The sequence below is a fragment of the Pseudomonas anguilliseptica genome, assembly GCF_900105355.1.
GTDB classification, from domain to species: Bacteria; Pseudomonadota; Gammaproteobacteria; order Pseudomonadales; family Pseudomonadaceae; genus Aquipseudomonas; species Aquipseudomonas anguilliseptica.
Genome location: NZ_FNSC01000001.1, coordinates 3357653 through 3376306 on the forward strand (window position 1 = coordinate 3357653; position 18654 = coordinate 3376306).

Annotated in this window: 13 protein-coding genes, 6 tRNA genes and 3 pseudogenes; 9 read left to right on the top strand and 13 right to left on the bottom strand. The window is 60.4% G+C overall.

The window, feature by feature from the left end:
- Window positions 1–73 precede the first annotated feature (73 nt).
- The gene (locus BLW24_RS26010) at window positions 74–217 is read left to right on the top strand and encodes a hypothetical protein (RefSeq protein ID WP_167360386.1); all 144 of its coding nucleotides are present in this window, start codon (window positions 74–76) and stop codon (window positions 215–217) included.
- A gap of 280 nt (window positions 218–497) precedes the next feature.
- On the opposite strand, the gene BLW24_RS26865 is transcribed toward BLW24_RS26010, so the two are convergent.
- The 7 genes and pseudogenes from BLW24_RS26865 to BLW24_RS16370 form a co-directional block, all read right to left on the bottom strand.
- The gene (locus tag BLW24_RS26865; RefSeq protein ID WP_276326443.1) at window positions 498–629 is read right to left on the bottom strand and encodes a MerR family transcriptional regulator; all 132 of its coding nucleotides are present in this window, start codon (window positions 627–629) and stop codon (window positions 498–500) included.
- Between the two features lie 67 nt (window positions 630–696).
- Window positions 697–930, bottom strand: a complete 234-nt coding sequence (locus BLW24_RS26225) for a MerR family transcriptional regulator (protein WP_208600188.1) — start codon at window positions 928–930, stop codon at window positions 697–699.
- A gap of 75 nt (window positions 931–1005) precedes the next feature.
- Window positions 1006–1758: an MlaA family lipoprotein gene (locus BLW24_RS16345; RefSeq protein WP_244161283.1), complete on the bottom strand. Its 753-nt coding sequence runs from the start codon at window positions 1756–1758 to the stop codon at window positions 1006–1008.
- A 16-nt stretch (window positions 1759–1774) separates the two neighbouring features.
- A complete protein-coding gene (locus BLW24_RS16350; RefSeq protein WP_090384184.1) occupies window positions 1775–3073 on the bottom strand; it encodes a serine/threonine protein kinase in 1299 nt (432 codons plus the stop codon).
- Between the two features lie 142 nt (window positions 3074–3215).
- Entirely contained in the window at window positions 3216–3788 is a 573-nt protein-coding gene (locus BLW24_RS16355) for a hypothetical protein (protein ID WP_090384187.1), read from the bottom strand.
- 503 nt (window positions 3789–4291) lie between these two features.
- Window positions 4292–5836 (bottom strand): annotated as a pseudogene (locus BLW24_RS16365) (glycoside hydrolase family 17 protein); the annotation flags it as partial.
- 106 nt (window positions 5837–5942) lie between these two features.
- Entirely contained in the window at window positions 5943–6167 is a 225-nt protein-coding gene (locus BLW24_RS16370) for a DUF2061 domain-containing protein (protein ID WP_090384199.1), read from the bottom strand.
- A 123-nt stretch (window positions 6168–6290) separates the two neighbouring features.
- On the opposite strand from BLW24_RS16370, the gene BLW24_RS16375 reads away from it, so the two are divergent.
- Window positions 6291–7382: an IS630 family transposase gene (locus BLW24_RS16375; RefSeq protein WP_090375546.1), complete on the top strand. Its 1092-nt coding sequence runs from the start codon at window positions 6291–6293 to the stop codon at window positions 7380–7382.
- Window positions 7383–7703: 321 nt separating this feature from the next.
- Here the strand turns inward: BLW24_RS16375 and BLW24_RS16380 are convergent.
- The 3 genes from BLW24_RS16380 to BLW24_RS16390 all read right to left on the bottom strand — a co-directional run bounded on the left by BLW24_RS16380 (window position 7704) and on the right by BLW24_RS16390 (window position 9128).
- Window positions 7704–7780: transfer RNA gene (locus BLW24_RS16380), tRNA-Pro, on the bottom strand.
- A 9-nt stretch (window positions 7781–7789) separates the two neighbouring features.
- Window positions 7790–7865 (bottom strand) — tRNA-Asn (locus tag BLW24_RS16385).
- 66 nt (window positions 7866–7931) lie between these two features.
- On the bottom strand, window positions 7932–9128 hold the full coding sequence (locus tag BLW24_RS16390) for an amino acid aminotransferase (protein ID WP_090384202.1): 1197 nt from the start codon (window positions 9126–9128) through the stop codon (window positions 7932–7934).
- Window positions 9129–9304: 176 nt separating this feature from the next.
- Between BLW24_RS16390 and uvrB the strand changes: the two genes are divergently transcribed.
- Entirely contained in the window at window positions 9305–11320 is a 2016-nt protein-coding gene (uvrB, locus tag BLW24_RS16395) for an excinuclease ABC subunit UvrB (RefSeq protein ID WP_090384205.1), read from the top strand.
- Window positions 11321–11555: 235 nt separating this feature from the next.
- Here uvrB and BLW24_RS16400 read toward each other — a convergent pair whose 3' ends face one another.
- From BLW24_RS16400 to BLW24_RS16410, 3 genes and pseudogenes are all read right to left on the bottom strand, one after another.
- Window positions 11556–12455, bottom strand: a complete 900-nt coding sequence (locus BLW24_RS16400; RefSeq protein ID WP_090384211.1) for an EamA family transporter — start codon at window positions 12453–12455, stop codon at window positions 11556–11558.
- Between the two features lie 69 nt (window positions 12456–12524).
- Window positions 12525–14075, bottom strand: a complete 1551-nt coding sequence (locus BLW24_RS16405; protein ID WP_090384216.1) for an MDR family MFS transporter — start codon at window positions 14073–14075, stop codon at window positions 12525–12527.
- Window positions 14065–15115, bottom strand: a pseudogene (locus BLW24_RS16410) (HlyD family secretion protein). Before BLW24_RS16410 ends, BLW24_RS16405 begins: the two are co-directional and overlap by 11 nt.
- A 107-nt stretch (window positions 15116–15222) precedes the next feature.
- On the opposite strand from BLW24_RS16410, the pseudogene BLW24_RS16415 reads away from it, so the two are divergent.
- The 6 genes and pseudogenes from BLW24_RS16415 (at window position 15223) to BLW24_RS16440 (ending at window position 18425) form a co-directional block, all read left to right on the top strand.
- A pseudogene (locus BLW24_RS16415) lies at window positions 15223–16141 on the top strand (LysR family transcriptional regulator).
- A gap of 32 nt (window positions 16142–16173) precedes the next feature.
- Entirely contained in the window at window positions 16174–17655 is a 1482-nt protein-coding gene (gene gltX, locus BLW24_RS16420; protein ID WP_090384222.1) for a glutamate--tRNA ligase, read from the top strand.
- A 288-nt stretch (window positions 17656–17943) separates the two neighbouring features.
- Window positions 17944–18019: transfer RNA gene (locus BLW24_RS16425), tRNA-Ala, on the top strand.
- Window positions 18020–18082: 63 nt separating this feature from the next.
- Window positions 18083–18158: transfer RNA gene (locus tag BLW24_RS16430), tRNA-Glu, on the top strand.
- Window positions 18159–18209: 51 nt separating this feature from the next.
- Window positions 18210–18285, top strand: a tRNA-Ala gene (locus BLW24_RS16435).
- 64 nt (window positions 18286–18349) lie between these two features.
- Window positions 18350–18425: transfer RNA gene (locus tag BLW24_RS16440), tRNA-Glu, on the top strand.
- The last annotated feature ends 229 nt before the right edge of the window (window positions 18426–18654 follow it).

Genomic DNA, 18654 nt, shown 5'->3' on the forward strand with positions numbered 1-18654 from the left:
AACCCCAGCCAATCGACCCCGAAAGAGGCCCATAGACTGGTACTGGCCAACTCCGGCCAGCTAGAGAATTAGCATGATGAACCTGATAAAGAAGCTGAAGCAGCTATGTGCTCTGCCGCAGAAGCAGCGCAAAGCCAAAGAAACGGTGCAGACCGTGCAGTGGTTTGAAGCCGAACTCGAACAGATGTACAGGGATCTGGACAATCCCAAGGGGTAGAAAGAACAAAGCCGCCCTGAGGCGGCTTTGTCTTTTAATGCTGACTGAGCGCAAGGCTCACCGGATACAATTCTTTTGCGATACTCGCAACTTGAGTAAAAGGTAATTATCTCAACTCAAGCCCCGAGATTTTCGCGCGCGGCGTCATGCTGCGCGTCGGCCCTGCTGCGTTAAAAACAGGCTCGGAATGCTCATTTACAGCTCGTAAACTCCGCTTCCTTGCCTGTTTTTGCCTTGCATGGCTCTAGCTCGCGAGATCGTAAACAGGCTCTAAGCGCCGCTAGTGTGCCGGGCAGGGCGTCGCCGGGCGGCGCTCGATATCTGGCTCGAAATCTTCGATCAAACGGCAGATGGCTTGGCCATCGGGGGCACATTCGCCCTTGTCGGCCCAGTCGTCGAAGGCGTTCTGCATCACCAGTGCCAGGCGTTGGCACTCCTCGATATGCGCCTGTAGCGCCGTCAGGCGTTCGCTGAGCAGGTCACGGACCTCGGCGCAGGGCGCATGGCCTGGCGAGAATCTGCTGCGTGTCTTTCAGGCTAAAACCCAGGCGACGCGCACGTGCGATAAAGCGTAGGCGTTGCAGGTCGGTGCTGGAATATTCCTGGTAGCCGTTATCCGGATTGCGCGTGGGCCTGAGCAAGCCAAGATCGGTGTAGTGGCGCACGGTCTCACTGCTGACAGCGGCGGCTTTGGCCAGTTGGGCGACACGCATAGATATAAGCTCCGAAAGACTAAAGGCCGCGCCAGGTTAAAACCTGGGGGCGGCCCTTGGGTCAAGCTCGCAGGCTTATTCGGCGATCTGCAGCTTGCGCGCTTCGTGGTAGAAGAAGCGAATTTTCTCGTACTCGAACGGCGAGTTGAGCTGGCCGTAACGGAAGTTCACCGTTGAGCGCTGGTCGACGACTTCCAGCAGGGTGATTTCCGGATGGCTGACACTGGCTTCGGCGACGTTCAACCAGTTGACCTGGCTTTTCGCCGCAAAGTCTACCACCAGGCCGCCGGTATCGCGCAGGTTCGACGGGCCCAGCAGCGGCAGAATCAGGTAGGGGCCGGCTGGCGTGCCGTAGTAGCCCAGGGTCTGGCCGAAGTCTTCGCGCTGCTTGGGCAGGCCCATGCGTGTAGCCGGGTCCCACAGGCCGGCTACGCCGATCGTGGTATTGAGCAGCAGGCGTGCCGTGGTCTGCATCGCGCGCTTGCCATTGAGCTGCAGCGCGCTGTTGAGCAGGTTGGGCACATCACCGAGGTTGCTGAAGAAGTTGCTGACGCCGGTCTGCACCAGGCTGGGGGTGATATAGCGGTAGCCGTCGACAATCGGCAGGAATACCCATTCATCGAAGCGGTAGTTGAAGTGATAGACGCGGCGGTTCCACGACTCCAGCGGGTCATAGACTTGCAGTGCGCTGAGGGTTGAACGCTCGAACTCGCGCTGATCCAGTCCCGGGTTGAACTGCAGATGCTGCAACGGCTGCTTGAAACCGTCGTCATCAACGGCGTGCTGGGCATGCGTCAGGCTGCTACCGAGCACCAGGGTGAACAACACGGCAAGAAAGGTTGGCTTAGCCACGGAAGAACTCCAGCATGGCGTCGCTATTGACGCGGTAGTTGAGGTTGCCGCAATGGCCACCCAGCGGGTAAACGGTCAGGCGATCACCCAAAGTGCGGCGCAGAAAGCCCAGGTCGCCAGGGCCGAGGATCACGTCATCGGCGTTGTGCATGACGGCGATCTTGCTGCTGTTTTTCAGATAATCGGCCACGCCATACAGGCTGACCTGATCGATCAGCTGCGCCACGCTGCCGCCATCGGTGCGCGCGCGCCACATGGGGATCAGCTGCTCGGTCAGGTAGCAGTCGAAATCGCATTGCAGGGCACGACGGAAGAACGGCGTGAGGCTGGTGCCTTCGCTGATCGGGTAGTTGATCGGGGTGATCAGGCCGCGGCGGTTGATCAGGTCCGAGGTAAAGGCGATATCGGCGGAGGAAAAGCGGAACGCTGCGCCGATCAGCATGGCCATCTGCTCGTCGCTGAGCTGCTCGGTGGAGTTCTGGAAGTCATAGAGCAGGGCGTCGTTGATATCGACGTAACCCTTGTTCTGGAAGTAGCGGGTCAACTTGCCCAGCACCAGTTCATAGAAGGTGGTGCTGTTATCGATGCCTTCAACCTTGGTTTGCACCAGGCGGTCGAGGTTGGTGACCGAGGTGTAGAGATTGACCGGAGGGTTGAGCAGCAGCACGCGCTTGAAGTTGAAGCTGCGGCGGGTTTCATCCAGCTCGCTGACAAAGGCTGCCTGCAGCGCGCCCAGACTGTAACCGGTGAGGTGGTATTCGCTGACTTTCAGGCGTGGATGCTGTGCGCGCACGGCCTGCATGGTGCGGTACAGATCGTCGGCGTCTTCACGGGTGATGCCGGGCGTGGCAAAGCGCGAGGCCGAGGTCATAAAGTCATAGCTGGTGGGTGAGGACAGTTGCACCACGTGATAACCGGCACCGTAAAACAGCTTCTTCAGGTATTCCGGGGTGCTGCTGGCGTAGTGCGCACCGGTGCCGGCGATGATAAAGATCAGTGGCGCTTCGCCAGACTGCTTGGCCATGCGGTAGCGCATCTTGGTGACCGGCCAGAAGTTGTCTGGCAGCTCAAACTCGCGCTCTGGGCGCAGTTTGATCTGGTAGTCACTCTGGTTGATATCGGCGTCGGTCGGAAGCTTGGGGCGCAGCTCTGGCGGGGTGGTCGCCAGGGTGGCTTCAAATGGGTTTTTGATCGGGTAGCCATAACTGCTGGCATCAATATCGGTCGCGCTGACGGGAGCAATCAGGGCTAGGCAACTGAGAAGGGCAAGCAGACGAGGGACATGCGACATGGCTAAATCTCTTGAGAGCTAGGGCTGATGCTGATGGAGCGGGTCAGGTGCGGAACGATTTGACCATATAAGTTCGGCTAAGTGCCGTTTAGTTATAGAACCGCCGCTTTTTAGGAAAAAGCGCCATGTCGAAAGCCGATTTCTAGGGCAGTACCGCCAACTGCTCGACCCAGATCAGCTCGCAGGCGCCGTCGCCGGTGTCTTCACGGCTCAGTGAGCTGGTCCAGCGATAGCCATCATCACCGTCGATCCGTACCAGTTGCCCGCTCAGGCGAATCTGCTGGCCTTCTTTGAGCCCTGCCAGGGTGCTGGCTACTTCAGGGTTGCCAGGTATCAGGTGCATATTGGCGCTGTTGATCTCAATCTGTCGGCGCTCGATCGGCAGTTGCTCGGCGCGCCAGAAATACCAGCGGTTGCGCTGGCTGATGCTGATATGGCGCAGCACCTCGGGGTCGGCCATTGGCCCCCAGCCGAGCGCCAGGTCTGTCGGTGAGAGCTTGGCGCCGCGGTCGAAGTAGTAGTCTTCGCGGCCGAGAATGCGTGCTTCCAGCTGGAAACTCTCCAGTCTGCTGACCGTGTGTTCCGCCACGCGCCAGCTGCCGCTGGACAGCGGCGCGCTGGGCGGCAGACTGCTGGGTGTGGGCAACAGCATGACCCACAACATCCAGAGGCCGAGTAGGCTTGCGGCGATCAGTATTAGGCGACGTATCAGCATGGCTGGATTCTAGCTGCAGAGACCGCAAGGGGCGATCTCGGGGGTGTTATCCGTGACGCGGCGGCTTATTCTACGCAGCCTTTTTACCTGCCTGAGTTACCTATGTCCCGTTATCTGCCCCTGACTGCTCTGCTGATCGCTGCAGCCCTGTGTCTGGCACTGAGCCTTGCACTGCGTTACCAGTTGATGGAAGGCGCGCAATGGGTCGGTCTGTGTGTCGACGCCCCGCAGCAGTTGGCCTGCCAGGTACGTGCGAGTCTGGGCTGGTTGATCCACTTTCGGGTCTTGGCCTGGGCTGCGCTGATCTGTGCCGTGCTGGCGTTTGTCCTGCCCGGCGCCTGGGGTAAGCGCCTGGCGGTGCCAGCATTGCTGATCGCTCTGCCGGCTTTGGTGTTGTACAGCGCCAGCCTCGCGGTATTTGCCGTGGTGCTGGCACTGCTGCGCTGGGTGCGTGCGCCGCGGAGCGCCTGATCAGGCAGTTTGCGCTTTAACCCGCAGGCTGCGACACTGCGACACAGTGCTGCCACCAGCAGCACGCAGGTCAGTGCCCAGCCCAGGGCCTGCCAGTTGCTCAAGGTTTCCTGGTACAGCTGCGGCGCAATGCATGCGCCGATCAGCAGGGCGAGCAGGGCGGCCTCGCGGCGATAGCCGCCCACCGGGCGACACAGATAAACCAGTGCCGGCAGCAACAGTGCCGCACTGGGGAAGCTGCGGTAGCGTGCATCCACTACCAGCGCGAGCATCATCACCGCCCCGGCAAAGCCGCTTAGGGCCAACCACAGTGCGCCCTTGCTATGCAGCCAGTTGAATAGCCGTTCACGCCAGCCCGTCTGCTGGCTGAGCAGCAGGGCGGCGTGGGCCAATACCAGCAGGTTCAACACAAGCAGTGCGCCGGCCCAGAGCCATTCGCCAAGGTAACGGCTGGTGACCAGCGTCAATTCAGCAAACAGACCGATACAGCCGGCGCCCAGCGCCGCCAGCAGCGGCAGCAACAATGCAGCGCGGGGCGAGTGCGGCCGGCCGGCCAGCAGTAGAGTGGCTGCTGCAAGGGCCAGGCTTAAGGTCAACCAGGCCGGCCAGTGCGGTAGATTGGATACGGAACCGGCGAGGATCGATTTATCCTGGCGATCAGCGTCATACAGGCCCCAGTAACCACCCACGGCGCCTTCGCTGACGCGCTTCCACGGCTGATCGAACGCCTCGATCAGGTTATAGCGCCAGCCGTTCTGCTCGGCCATGGCGACAAAGCCGCGGATGAACTTGGCCTGGTTGACCAGGCTGGGCACGGCGGTTTCACGCTGGCGACCTTCGCTCGGCCAGCCGGTTTCGCCGATCAGGATGTCCTTGGGTGCATAAGCGTTGCCAAAGGTCTGGCGCACCTCGGCGACCTCATGCAGCGCGCTCTCGATACCGGCGGGATTGTCTTCCCAGTAAGGCAGCAGGTGGATGGTGATGAAGTCCACTGCGGGGGCGACTTCCGGGTGCTTGAGCCAGAACTCCCAGACATCGGCATAGGTCACTGGCTGCTCGATCTGCGCCTTGACCTGTTCGAGCAACGCCACCAGTTGCTGCGGGGTGACTTCCTTGCGCAGCAGCGCCTCGTTACCGACGATCACCGCCTGCACCACGTCCGGGTTGGTGTTGGCGATTTTCACTAGGCCGGCAATCTCAACCGCAGTGTCGGCCGTGTTACGGCTGACCCAAGCACCGGCAATCAGTTTCAGGCCATGTTTGCGGGCCATGTTCGGCAGCTCTTCCAGGCCGGTCACCGAATAGGTACGCAGGCATTCGAAGCGTTCGGCCAACAGCGCCAGATCTGCTTCCATGCGCTCGGGGCGCAGTTGCATGGGCTGATCGAAGGGTGACTGGTCTTTGTCGAAGGGCGTGTAGGACGCGCACTGCAGCTTGTGCGTGGGCGTTGCGGCATCCGCCAGTTCGACCGGTTGGCCAATGCCAAACCACAGACCGAAAAGCGCCAGCAGGCCAAGCAGGCCAAGCAGGCAGGCAAACACGTAGGGCGCAGCAGGGAAGCGAGAAATAGCAGGCATGATCGGGCGCGTATGGTGGCTGAGCCGCGCATAGTAGCGGATCGGCTCAGCACCTCGCTGGCTGTTTTTACGCCTTACTCAAAGGGTTGGCCGTAGCTTCAAGCGCCTATGCCTGATGATGCAGCCAGGCATGTTTGGGGTGAGCAGCGGCACCTGTCGAACGGCCTTCGATGCGCTGCCAGACCTTCTCGTGAAAGTAGAAGCCCACCGAGTTGCAAAGCGGTTCAATGGCTGCCACCAGACCACTGGCCGCGATGCTGCCGGTCAGCGCGTACGTGACGGCAAAGGCGATACAGAAGTGCATCAGGGTAAAAGTCAGAGTCTTGAGCATGGTGCGCCTCGAGCGAGAATGATTCTTCATTGAGGTGCAGCCTAGTGAACTGTCTGTAAAATTCGTTAATCCAATGTCGGGCCAGTATACTGCGCGCTCTATCGTCATGAATTGAGCTCCCATATGGCCCGGCCAGCAGCCCCATTCTTCTTGAGTCCCAGTGATGCCGACATGCTGCAAGGCTGGTTACGCATGGGATCGCTGCCTCAGAGCATCGGCCAGCGGGCCAGAATTCTGTTGCTGCTGGCCAACGGTCTCACGCCCAAGGAGATCAGCGAGCAGCTGCAAGTCTCTGCGCCAGTGGTCTTCAAATGGCGTAAACGCTACCAGGAGACCGGTCTGGAGGGGCTGAGTGACCTGCGGCGCAGTGGAGCGCCTCGCAAGCTCAACGAAGCGAAGATCAAGGAAATCCTGACGCTGACGACCCAGCGAGTCCCGCGCGAAGCTACCCACTGGAGCCTACGGTTGATGGCCAAGTACGCTGGGGTCAGCATCTGGCAGGTCGCACAGGTGTGGGCTGCTGCCGACCTCAAGCCGCACCGGTTGAAAACCTTCAAGATCAGTAACGACCCGCACTTTGCAGACAAAGTGGTCGATGTCGTCGGGCTCTATTTGAATCCGCCCGACAACGCCCTGGTGCTATCTGTTGACGAAAAAACACAGATCCAGGCGCTGGACCGCACACAGCCCATGCTGCCGCTCAAGCCCGGGCAGATTGAGCGGCGGACGCATGACTATAAGCGCCACGGTACGGCCAGTCTGTACGCAGCCTTTGACATCCTGACGGGTAAGGTCATCGGCCGTATCACCCAGCGGCACAGGGCCAAGGAGTTTTTGGAGTTCCTTCGACAGATCGACCGCAGCACTCCCGCCGAGCTGGACCTGCATGTAATTCTGGACAACAGCTCGACTCACAAGACCGCTGCCGTCAGGGAATGGCTGGAGAAGCATCCCCGTTTCAAGCTGCACTTCACACCGACCAGCGCCTCGTGGCTGAACGCCGTGGAGGGCTGGTTTGCGCAACTGGAAAGACGGGCGCTTTATCGTGATGCCTTCAGCAGCGTGGCTGACCTGAGAGCGGCGATACGTCGCTTCATTGAGGCTCATAACGAACATTCGGCTAAGCCGTTCCGCTGGAGCAAAACGGCTGAGTCGATTATCAGCTCCGTGCATCGAGCAAAGCTGGCTGTAATTCGGAATGAGTTATTGGATTAACCAGACAGGCCACTAGTTGCTCAAGTTCGATTGGTAAAATGTTGTGCTTGAATGGCTTTAATAGTTTTTGACGATTTATCAGCTGGCTGGCCATGTAGCCGTGAACAAATAAATAGCCAATAAAAAACTGTCAGGAACAGCTTTTAACCACGCGCAGCGACGGCACGAAGGGTGGCTGCCTGGATGACAAGCAATAAAAAACCCGCACTAGGCGGGTTTTTACTTTCAAGCAGGCTTGAAAGGGTGGTGCATGTGGCTTTCTGGCCCATGAGTAATCGGTTAAACACCAATTGCTCTACCAGCCCAACCAACGACCAAAAATGGTCGGGGTAGGGGGATTCGAACTCCCGACATCCTGCTCCCAAAGCAGGCGCGCTACCGGACTGCGCTATACCCCGATGAACTATTGGCTCCGCGACCTGGACTCGAACCAGGGACCCAATGATTAACAGTCATTTGCTCTACCGACTGAGCTATCGCGGAACAACGGCGCGTATCCTACTGATTAGAAAGGGGAAGTCAATACCTTATCGGCTTCCCCGCAGTAACTCAGAGAACCGCAGCAATGGCCTGGGTAACGGCGGGCAAGTTGCGCTGGTTCAGCGCGGCGACGCAGATGCGGCCGGTGCTGACGGCGTAGATGCCGAACTCGGTTTTCAGTCGATCAACCTGCTCGGCGGTAAGGCCTGAGTAGGAGAACATGCCGCGCTGCTGGGCAACGAAGCCAAAATCGCGTTTGCAGTTGAGCGCCGCCAGTTGCTCAACCATGGCCATGCGCATGCCGCGAATACGCTCGCGCATGCCGGCCAGCTCTTCTTCCCACAGGGCGCGCAGCTCAGGGCTGTTCAGCACGCTGGCGACCACGGTGGCGCCGTGGGTTGGTGGGTTGGAGTAGTTGGTGCGGATCACGCGTTTGGCTTGCGACAGCACGCGGCCGGCTTCTTCCTGGCTGCCGGTGACGATCGACAGCGCACCGACGCGCTCGCCGTACAGCGAGAAGGACTTGGAGAACGAGCTGGAAACGAAGAACGGGATGCCGGAGGCGGCGAACAGGCGCACGGCAAAGGCGTCCTGCTCGATACCGTCACCAAAGCCCTGGTAGGCGATGTCGAGGAACGGCACGTGTTCACGTTCGCGCAGTACGTCCAGCACAGCTTTCCAGTCGTCCAGCGACAGGTCGACACCGGTCGGGTTGTGGCAGCAGGCGTGCAGCACGACAACCGAGCGCGCAGGCAGATTTTTCAGGTCTTCGAGCATGCCGGCACGGTTAACCCCATGGCTGGCTGCGTCGTAATAGCGGTAGTTCTGTACCGGGAAACCGGCGGACTCGAACAGCGCGCGGTGGTTTTCCCAGCTTGGGTCGCTGATGGCAACCACGGTATTGGGCAGCAGGCGCTTGAGGAAGTCGGCGCCGGTTTTCAGGGCGCCCGTGCCACCCACGGCCTGAGTGGTGATCACCCGGCCGGCGGCAATCAGTTCGGAGTCGGCACCCAGTAACAGTTTCTGCACGGCGCTGTCATAGGCAGCAATGCCTTCAATTGGCAGGTAACCACGTGGGGCGTGGGCTTCAATGCGGGCTTTCTCGGCTTCGGCTACGGCGCGCAGCAGGGGAATGCGGCCTTCCTCGTTGTAGTAAACGCCTACGCCAAGGTTGACCTTGGTCGCACGGGTGTCGGCGTTGAATGCTTCATTGAGACCCAGGATGGGATCGCGCGGAGCCATTTCGACGGCAGAGAACAGACTCATGGATGCGGCAGCTCTGAAGAGGAGAGGTGAGTATCAGGCAACACCCTGTTAGGGGTTGCGTAAGTGGCCCGGTAGTATACCGACGCATAACCTGTGCTGCGACAGCAGGCACACGCTTTTCACCGGTTTTGACGTAGGCTTTCAGGCCGCGTCACAGCCGCTTGTCGAGGTCCGTCATGTCCGAGTTTCAATTGGTCACCCGTTTCCAGCCGGCCGGCGATCAACCCGAGGCTATTCGGCAGATGGTCGAAGGCCTGGAAGCAGGCCTTTCACACCAGACGCTGCTCGGTGTAACCGGCTCGGGCAAGACCTTTTCCATCGCCAACGTGATCGCCCAGATTCAGCGTCCGACCCTGGTGCTGGCGCCAAATAAGACCCTGGCCGCGCAGTTGTACGGCGAGTTCAAGAGCTTCTTCCCGAACAACGCGGTGGAGTACTTCGTTTCCTACTACGACTACTACCAGCCGGAAGCCTATGTGCCGTCCTCGGATACCTTTATCGAGAAGGACGCCTCGATCAACGACCATATCGAGCAGATGCGCCTGTCGGCGACCAAGGCACTGTTGGAGCGGCCGGACGCGATTATCGTCACCACGGTGTCGTGCATCTACGGCCTGGGCAGCCCCGAGAGCTACCTGAAGATGGTGCTGCACGTCGATCGCGGCGACAAAATGGACCAACGTGCCTTGCTGCGCCGTCTGGCCGACCTGCAATACACCCGCAACGATATGGACTTCGCCCGCGCCACCTTCCGCGTGCGTGGCGATGTGATCGATATCTTCCCGGCGGAATCGGACCTCGAAGCCATCCGCATCGAGCTTTTCGATGATGAGGTGGAAAGCATCTCGGCCTTCGATCCGCTGACTGGCGAAGTGATCCGCAAGCTACCGCGCTTCACCTTCTACCCTAAGAGCCACTATGTCACCCCGCGCGAGGTGCTGCTGGAGGCGGTGGAGAAGATCAAGGTCGAGTTGGCCGAGCGCCTGGAGTACCTGCGCAGCACCAACAAGCTGGTGGAAGCCCAGCGCCTGGAGCAACGCACCCGCTTCGATCTGGAGATGATCATTGAGCTGGGTTACTGCAACGGCATCGAAAACTACTCGCGTTATCTGTCCGGGCGCGGCCCTGGCGAGCCGCCACCGACGCTGTACGACTACCTGCCGGACGAAGCCTTGCTGGTGATTGATGAGTCCCACGTGTCGGTGCCGCAGGTTGGTGCGATGTACAAAGGCGACCGCTCGCGCAAGGAAACCCTGGTGGAATACGGCTTCCGCCTGCCGTCGGCGCTGGATAACCGGCCGATGCGCTTCGAAGAGTGGGAGGCTGCCAGCCCGCAGACCATCTTCGTTTCCGCCACGCCGGGCAACTACGAAGCCGAGCATGCCGGGCGAGTGATCGAGCAGGTGGTGCGGCCGACTGGTCTGGTTGACCCGCAGATCGAGGTGCGTCCGGCCCTGACCCAGGTCGATGACCTGCTCTCGGAAATCCACAAGCGCGTGGCCATCGAGGAGCGTGTGTTGGTTACTACGCTGACCAAGCGTATGGCTGAGGACCTCACCGATTACCTGGGCGATCACGGGGTCAAGGTGCGTTACCTGCATTCGGACATCGATACGGTAGAGCGGGTCGAGATCATTCGTGACCTGCGCATCGGTGCATTCGACGTGCTGGTCGGCATCAACCTGCTGCGCGAAGGCCTGGATATGCCGGAAGTGTCGCTGGTGGCGATTCTCGATGCCGACAAGGAGGGCTTCCTGCGCAGCGAGCGCTCGCTGATCCAGACCATTGGCCGCGCGGCGCGCAACCTCAACGGCAAGGCGATTCTCTATGCCGACCGCATGACCGGCTCGATGGAGCGTGCGATTGGTGAAACCGAGCGGCGGCGTAACAAGCAGATCGCCTTTAACGAAACCAACGGCATCATCCCCAAGGGGGTGTTCAAGGACGTTCAGGACATCCTCGAAGGCGCAGTCGTGCCCGGCGCGCGCAGCAAGAAGCGCAAAGGCATGGCCCAGGCCGCCGAAGAGAGCGCGCGCTACGAGAACGAACTGCGCTCACCGAGCGAAATCACCAAACGTATTCGTCAGCTGGAAGAGAAGATGTACGCCCTGGCCCGTGACCTGGAGTTCGAGGCGGCGGCGCAGCTGCGCGATGAAATCCACAAACTGCGCGAGCGCCTGTTGCAGGTTTAACTGGCTGAGTGGTGGGGCTTTATGTGGGAGGGGCTTTAGCCGCGAAAACAGTGCCGCTCTGTCGCGGCTAGAGCCCCTCCCACTATGCCCTTGAGAAGCTATTTACGATCTCGCGAGCTAGAGATAAACGGTGGCGAAAAAGGCCGAGGAAGCGGAGTTTACTGGCTGTAAATGAGCATTCCGAGGCCATTTTCAACGCCGTTTAGCTGACGCGCAGCAGATCGTAAGCAGCTGCTTAGCGCCGGCCGAAGATAATCAACACCACGCCGCCCAGGGTAATGCCACAGGCCAGCATCGCCAGCAGGCTCAGCCGTTCGTCCAGCAGCAGGTAGCCCAGCAGCAGCGCCACCACCGGGTTGACGAAGGCGAAGGTCGACACCAGGCTCGGCCTGACCTCGCGCAGCAGCCAGAAATACGCCGGATATACGCCGAGGCTGACCGGCAGCACCAGATACGCCAGCCATAGCCAGCCCTGCTGGCTTATGGTGCGCAGATCGAGTGCCTGCCAGTCGCCGTGCCATAGGCCGAACAGCGCCAACAGCAACGCACCGATCAGCATTTGCAGGCTCAGCCCCAGCCAGCTGGAGCGAAACGGCGGTCGCTGACGCATCAGCCAGGCACCGCCGGCCCAGAGCAGAGTGGCAAACACCACCAGCAAACCGGCGAACCACTGTTCGATGGAGGCGCTGTGGTCCAGGCCGTTGTTCATCAGCAGCACGATGCCGCTGCAGGCCAGGGCCAGGCCGCACATCACCCACAGTGGCGGGCGCTCACCGAGCAGCCATTCCAGCGCCACGCTCCACAGCGGCAGGGTGGTGTAGAGCATCGCCAGCATGCCTGTGGGCAGATACTGGTTGGCGTAAATCAAGGCGCCCTGGCCGACTGCAATCAATGCCAGGCTACCGATCAGCACACCGCCCCAGTCGCTGCGCTGCATGCGCAGTTGACCGCTGAGCAGTACCCAGGCCAGCGCCAGCATTCCGGCAATCGAGAAGCGCAGGCTGCCGATCACGAACGGCGGTACCTCCAGCAGGAGAAAGTGGTTGGCCAGGTAGGTGGTGCCCCAACCGATATAGATAGTGGCAAAGGCAATGACCAGCAGCAGGCTGCGGGCGGGGGAGGAACTCGTGGGCATGAACAACCTGAATACAGGATGCGCCGCCAGGCGGCGCGAAATAATTAGGATTGGGGGCGGTCGCTGGCTTCAATGAGCCGCGCCGCCGGTGGCGCCGGCAGGCAGTTTGCGCGTCAGCAGCACCGCCAGCATGCTGATGCCAAGGGCGATGCCGATGCAGTGGAAGGCGTCATTGTAGGCCATGATCGCCGCCTGCTGATGGGTGATTTCGCTGAGCTTGGCCAGGGCCGCCTGCTCGCTACCGAGCTTTTCGGTCAGCAATGCCAGGCGCTCGGCAACCTGCGGATTGCTCGGCACCAGGGCTTCGCGCAGGTAGTCGAAATACACCTTGGCGCGGCTGTCGAGCAGGGTGGCAAGCAAGGCAATACCGATGGCTCCGCCGAGGTTGCGCAGGATGTTGAACAGGCTTGACGCCGAGCCGGCATCCTGCGGCAGGGTGTAGGCGGTGGCGATCAGTGAGATGGTCACCATCACCAACGGCTGGCCGAGTGCACGCAGAATCTGGATATGGTTGAACTGCTCGCCAGCGAAGTCCGGATTGAGTACCCCGGAGAGGAAGCTGGCGCCGCCGAACAGGCCAAAGCCCAGGGCGCACAGCCATTTCGGCGAGATCTTCTTCATCAGCAGCGGCACCAGCGGAATCAGAAACAGCTGTGGCACGCCCATCCACATGATCACCTCGCCGATCTGCAGGGCGTTGTAGCCCTGGATCTGCGCCAGGTACAGCGGCAGCACATAGATCGAGCCATACAACCCCATGCCCAGGCCGATGCTGGAAATGCTCGACAGGCCGAAGTTGCGCTCGCGCAGCACGCCGAGGTTGATCAGTGGGTTGGGCCGCGAGATCTGCAGGATGACGAACAGCACCAGGCTGATCGCGGCCACGCTGCCCAGCCCGCTGATCAGGCTGGATTCCAGCCAGTCCTTGCGGTGGCCTTCTTCGAGAAACACTTGCAGGCAGCCCAGGCCCATGCCGAGGGTGACGATGCCGGCGTAATCGGTGCTTTTCAGCAGCAGCCAGTCTGCAGGCTTTTTTTCCAGGCCGTACATCAACCCGGCGATCATCAGCAGGCCCGGCGGCACGTTGATATAGAAGATGTATTCCCAGCCGAAGTTTTCCGTCAGCCAGCCGCCCAGGGTCGGTCCGATCGACGGGGCGAAGGTGGCGGTCAGGGCGAACAGCGCCATGCCCTTGGCGCGGTGGTGTTCCGGCAGCTTGATCAGGGTCAGGGTGAATGCCAGGGGGATCAGCGCTCCGCCGGTAAAGCCCTGCGTGGCGCGAAACACGATCATGCTTTCCAGGCTCCAGGCCATCGAGCAAAGCAAGGATGAGGCGAGGAAACCCAGTGACACCCACACCGCCAGGCGGCGTGCCGAGAGCAGCTGCACCAGCCAGGCAGTGAGCGGGATCATGATGATTTCCGCCACCAGATAAGAGGTGGAAATCCACGAGCCTTCCTCCAGGGTCGCCGACAGCGCGCCCTGGATGTCCTTGAGTGAGGAATTTGTGATCTGGATGTCCAGCACCGCCATAAAGGCCCCGAGCATCACGCTCATCACCGCAATCCAGTCGCGCCGGCTCGGTTCGCCGGTGGGGCGAATCAGCGCATCAGCCGCCATGTTGTGCTGCGCTGGCGATATCGACCTTGACCTCAACCGACATGCCCGGACGGATCAGGCCCTTGAGCGGGTTGTCCGCGGCAAAGGTGAGCTTCACCGGGATGCGCTGCACCACCTTGGTGAAGTTGCCGGTGGCGTTGTCCGGCGGCAGCAGGCTGAACTGCGCGCCGGAGGCCGCGAACAGGCTGTCGACCCGGCCTTCGATCGGCGTGTCGGGAAAGCTGTCGAAGGTCAGCTCAGCCTTCTGCTCGGGGTGCATGTGGCCGATCTGGGTTTCCTTGAAGTTGGCCTGGATCCAGATGTCCTGATCCGGCACCAGCGACAGCAGGTAGGCACCGGTACTGCACGTACTGGCCGTGGCGAGCGGCGCGCTGGCCGACAAAACCGCTGATCGGCGCGCGGACTTCGGTACGGGCAATATTCAGCTCGGCCTGGGCGAGGTCGGTGCGTGCGCTGCTGATCTGTGCTTCCAGGCGCTTGATCTCGGCGTGCAGGGTGTTGACCTGCTGGCGTTGTGCCTGCAGGTCGGCTTGCGCTTTGCTCACTTGCGAGCGGGCGATACGGCTGTCAGCAGCCAATGTGGTGACGCGTTCTTCGGAGACGAAGCCGGGTTTGCGCAGGGGCTGTGCGCGGGACAGGTCGATCTGCGTCTGCCCCAGGGTGGCCTGGCTGGCTGAAACGTCGGCTTGGCTAGCGGCAATCAGACTGGCCTGCTGATCCAGAGTGCTGCGTGCTTGGCTGAGTTCGGCTTCACGGGTGGCCAGGGTCGCTTCGGCGCGCTGTTTGGCCAGTTGGAAGTCGGTGCTTTCCAGCACCAACAGCAGTTCACCCTGTTCGACGTGCTGGTTGTCCTGCACCAAAACCTGCTCGATGCGTGCGCCGAGCTGGCTCGAAACGCGGGTGATTTCCCCCTGCACGTAGGCATTGTCAGTGCTTTCGAGGTGGCGGCCGACCAGCCACCAGTGGCCGAACAGGCTGGCGACGATCAGGGCGAGGAGGGCCAGAAAGATAAACAGGCGGCGTTGCAGTTGGGCGGGCATGGTGGGTGCTCGGGTGTGGGCAAAAATTGTAAGCGAATTTAACAGTGTTCCTTTCTCGCCTGTAGTCGCTAGACTTCAGAGACTTTGTTGCTTATAGGGAACAATTAATGGGGCTGGATGATGCGCTGATCTTCACTCGCGTGGTCGAGTGCCACAGTTTTACTCAGGCAGCTCAGGGCCTGGGTATGCAGAAATCGACTGTCAGTCGACGCATTGCCCTGCTTGAAGAGCGCTTGGGTGTGCGCCTGATCAATCGCACCACGCGCAAGTTGCGCTTGACCGAAGTGGGGCAGGCTTATTACGAGCGTTGCCGGCAGATCATGCTCGACTTCGCCGAAGCCGAGCAGGCGGTGATGCAATTGCAGCTGGCGCCTGCGGGCCTGTTGCGCATCACGGCGCCAATTGAATTTGGCCAGCTGTTTCTCGGTCGGGTGCTGGGCGATTTCATGCGTCAGTACCCGCAGATCACGGCGGAAGTGGAGCTGACCTCGCGGCGCGTTGATCCGGTCGAGGAGGGCGTGGACATTGCCATTCTGGTAGGCCAGCCGCAGGACTCCACTTTGATCGCGCGCAAGGTCTATGAGACCAGTCGCCGTTTGTATGCCAGTCCGGACTATCTGGCCCGGCATGGTACGCCGCAGACGGTTGCCGAGCTGGCCGGACACCGCGCCGTGTTGCTGCCGCATGATTCGATGCGTTACTGGCCGCTGGAGGGGGAACATTGCCTGCCAGGGTGTGCTGTCGTGCAACAACATCACCTTTGCCCGCGAGGTGGCCATGGCCGGCGCCGGGATTGCCGGCCTGCCGATCATGATCTGCGAAGCGGCGGTGCAGGCAGGGCACCTGGTGGCGCTGCTCCCCGAGGCCCGGCTGCCGGCTGGCGAGCTGTATGCGGTCTACCCGTCTCGGCGCTTTCAGGTCATGAAGGTGAAAACCTTCCTCGATTTTCTGATTCGCAGTCTGCCGCTGTCAGCGGGTCGGCTGCTGGAGCCGTCCCCGGCAGGCCTGTTAACATCGCTGCCTTAATCCGCGTTCATTGCAACTCTTCGAGACTTTCCATGACCACCGTCCGCACCCGTATTGCGCCGTCGCCCACTGGTGATCCGCACGTAGGCACCGCCTATATCGCCCTGTTCAACCTGTGCTTTGCCCGTCAGCACGGTGGCGAATTTATCCTGCGTATCGAAGATACCGACCAGGTGCGCTCGACCCGTGAGTCCGAGCAACAGATCTACGACGCCCTGCGCTGGCTGGGCATCGAGTGGAGTGAAGGCCCGGATGTCGGCGGCTCGCACGGCCCGTACCGGCAGAGCGAGCGCGGGCACATCTACCAGAAGTACAGCGCCGAACTGGTCGAGAAGGGCCATGCCTTCCACTGCTTCTGCAGCGCTGAGCGCCTGGATAAAGTGCGTGCCGAGCAGATGGAAGCCAAGCAGACGCCACGTTACGACGGCCATTGCATGCACCTGACCGCTGATGAGGTGCAACAGCGCCTGGCCGCTGGCGAGCCGAATGTCGTGCGCATGAAAGTGCCGACCGAGGGCGTGTGCGTGGTACCGGATATGCTGCGTGGCGAAGTGGAGATCCCCTGGGATCGCATGGACATGCAGGTGTTGATGAAGACCGATGGTCTGCCGACCTACTTCCTGGCCAACGTGGTTGATGACCACCTGATGGGTATCACCCATGTGCTGCGCGGCGAAGAATGGCTGCCGTCGGCGCCCAAGCTGATTCTGCTGTACGAGTACTTCGGCTGGGAAAAGCCGCAGCTGTGCTACATGCCGTTGCTGCGTAACCCGGATAAAAGCAAGTTGTCCAAGCGCAAGAACCCGACCTCGATCACCTTCTATGAGCGCATGGGCTTCCTGCCGCAGGCCATGCTCAACTACCTCGGCCGTATGGGCTGGTCGATGCCGGATGAGCGCGAGAAGTTCAGCCTCGACGAGATGATCGAGCACTTCGATATCAACCGGGTTTCCCTCGGTGGGCCGATCTTCGATCTGGAGAAGCTGTCCTGGCTCAACGGCCAGTGGATGCGCGAGCTGAGCGTCGAAGAGTTCGCTGCGGGTGCGCAGAAGTGGGCGTTTAACAGCGACTACCTGATGCAGATCGCCCCGCATGTGCAGGGCAGGGTGGAAACCTTTAGCCAGATCGCGCCATTGGCCAGTTTTTTCTTCGCTGGTGGGGTGGCCCCGGATGCGGCGTTGTTCGAGCACAAGAAGCTCTCGGCCGAGCAGGTGCGTCAGCTGATGCAGCTGATCCTGTGGAAGCTTGAAGCGCTGCGCCAGTGGGAAAAAGACAAGATCACCGGCTGCATTCAGGCGGTGGTCGAGCATCTGCAACTGAAATTGCGCGACGCCATGCCGTTGATGTTCGCTGCTGTCACCGGTCAGGCCAGCTCGGTATCCGTGCTTGATGCCATGGAAATCCTCGGCCCGGACCTCACTCGTTTCCGTCTGCGTCAGGCTATCGAGCTGCTTGGTGGCGTGTCGAAGAAGGAAAACAAAGAGTGGGAGAAGCTGTTGGCGGCCATCGCCTAAGAACCTGCTTCGGATCTGCTGCGCGTCGGCGATACTGCGTTAAAAATGGCCTCGGAATGCTCATTTACAGCCCGTAAACTCCGCTTCTTCGGCCATTTTTGCCTTGTCTCGCTCTAGCTCGCGAGCTCCGAAGCAGGTTCTAAGCAGCTGGATGTCCCGTCCGGCCGTCGTTTTGGCGCGCCGGGATGGGGTAAGTGGTTGTTCTGTCAGCATAAAGAATGCTGATGTCGGTAAAAATTTTGTTGACAGGTGTGGGGCGTGCTCTTAACATGCGCCCGTCCTTGAGATGGGGCTATAGCTCAGCTGGGAGAGCGCTTGCATGGCATGCAAGAGGTCAACGGTTCGATCCCGTTTAGCTCCACCATATTCAAAGCCGCAAGGCTTGCCGCAATCAGCTCATGTAGCTGGTTGGTTGTAGAAGGGTTACGTCCCCTTCGTCTAGTGGCCTAGGACACCGCCCTTTCACGGCGGTAACAGGGGTTCGAGTCCCCTAGGGGACGCCAGTTTGAAAAAGCAGTGCCAGTTTGGGCTGTGAGCCGAGAGGCGATAAATCTGGGGGTATAGCTCAGCTGGGAGAGCGCTTGCATGGCATGCAAGAGGTCAACGGTTCGATCCCGTTTATCTCCACCAATTTTGCAGTAGTTACAACTGCCACGGGGCCAGCGTAAAGCTGGCCTTGTTTTTCGAAGGTTTCGTCCCCTTCGTCTAGTGGCCTAGGACACCGCCCTTTCACGGCGGTAACAGGGGTTCGAGTCCCCTAGGGGACGCCATTTTTTGCCCGCTCTGCGGGATCTTAAAGGGTCATTCATTATTGAATGGCCCTTTTGTTTTTATGGCTTGCCATTCCTGGCGACCACCCTCTGGGTCGTCACTGTGCAGCGTTAAAAATTGCTCCAGGCAATTTTTCTACCTCCTGAAGATTATTTCTCCAGCCGATCAGCGGTTGCAGCGCAGGCTTGCTTGATTATATTTCGCCTGTAATATCATGGTTGTAATGTT